We start from the raw sequence: 1414 nt of genomic DNA, 5'->3' as shown, positions 1-1414 counted from the left end.
CCCCTGTCACCCGTCCGCCCCCGCCCGCTGGCCGCCGGTACGGCGCGTGCGCAGACTGGCGGGGTGCGCCTGCGTACCGTGGCCGCCGTGGCCGCCACCACCGTGCTCAGTGCCGGCGCGGCCGCCGTGGCCGCGGGACGGTACGCGAGCGACGCCGCCCTGCGCCCGGAGCCCGGTCGGCCGCCGCCCGAGGACGACCCGCTGACCGTGCACGACATCCAGGACGGGCACATCACCCTGACCCGTACCTTCGCGGCCCTGCGCCCAGGCACCTACGGGCTCACCGGCGAGGGGGCGCACGCCGTGGTGGGGCCGGTGCTCACCGGCGTCCCGCATCCCCCCGACTGCGTGGTGCGCCGGCTGGAGAGGGTCGCGCACGGCACCGTGGCGCCCGGGGCCCGGATGCGGCTCACCCCGCAGGTGTACGTCGGCAATCCGCGGGACGCCCTCGGCATCGACCACGCCGACGTGGACGTCCCCGGCGAGCTCGGCGGACTGCCCGCCTGGTTCGTGGCCGGCTCCCGCGGCACCTGGGTGATCACCGTGCACGGCCTCGGCACCACCCGTGAGCACCCCATGGTGGTGATGCCCTTTCTGCACCGGCTCCACATCCCGGTGCTGGACCTCGCCTACCGGGGCGACGTCGGAGCCCCCCGCCCCACCGGCGGCGTCGGCCACCTCGGCCAGTCCGAGTGGCGCGACCTGGACGCCGCCATCCGGTACGCGGTGCGCTACGGCGCCCAGCGCATCGTCCTGTACGGCTGGTCCATCGGCGCCACCATGGCGCTGCGCGCGGCGACCGACTCAGCACTGGCGGAGCGCGTCACCGGGCTCGTCCTGGACTCGCCGGTGCTCGACCGGATGGCCACCCTCCGCGCCCTGGCCGCCGGCCGGGTCCCGGCCCCGCTGATCCCGCTGGCGGTCCGCGCCGCCCAGGGCAGGGCCGGCCTGCCCGCTCCCTACGGGCTCCCCGAGACGCACCGCGTGGACCCGGCCGCGCTGAACCGGCCGACGCTGATCCTGCACGGCCCCGACGACACCGTCGCACCCTGGGGGCCGTCCCGGGAGCTGGCCCGCCGCCGCCCCGATCTGGTGACCCTGCACACCGTCGCGCGCGCCGCGCACGCCGGCATGTGGAACGTCCACCCGCACGGCTACCAGGAGGCGCTGCGGCGCTTCCTGACACCCCTGATGTAGCCCCGGCGCCCGGCGCGTACCGCCGCTCGGGTAGCGGCCCCGTTCGGCCCGCGGAACCGCCGGACGGGTTCCGATTGGGCTTTCGGGCCGTCAGCGGCAAGACTGCTCCCGTGACGTCCCGTACTCCGCGCGACTCCCGGCTCCGCCTCGTCCGCCACCGGCCGCTGGCCGCCGCACGCCGGGGAGTGGCTCCCCGCGGCTCCACACGTCCCGCCCC

1 protein-coding gene is annotated in these 1414 nt (G+C 77.3%); it reads left to right on the top strand.

Features of this window, described 5'->3' with window-relative positions:
• The first annotated feature begins 63 nt into the window (after positions 1-63).
• Positions 64-1197, top strand: coding sequence for an alpha/beta hydrolase (locus tag E4099_RS31995; protein ID WP_135342585.1), 1134 nt, complete (start codon positions 64-66; stop codon positions 1195-1197).
• Positions 1198-1414 lie beyond the last annotated feature (217 nt).

This window comes from Streptomyces palmae, assembly GCF_004684805.1.
Taxonomy (GTDB): domain Bacteria; phylum Actinomycetota; class Actinomycetes; order Streptomycetales; family Streptomycetaceae; genus Streptomyces; species Streptomyces palmae.
This window is presented reverse-complemented; position numbering and strand designations above follow the sequence as displayed.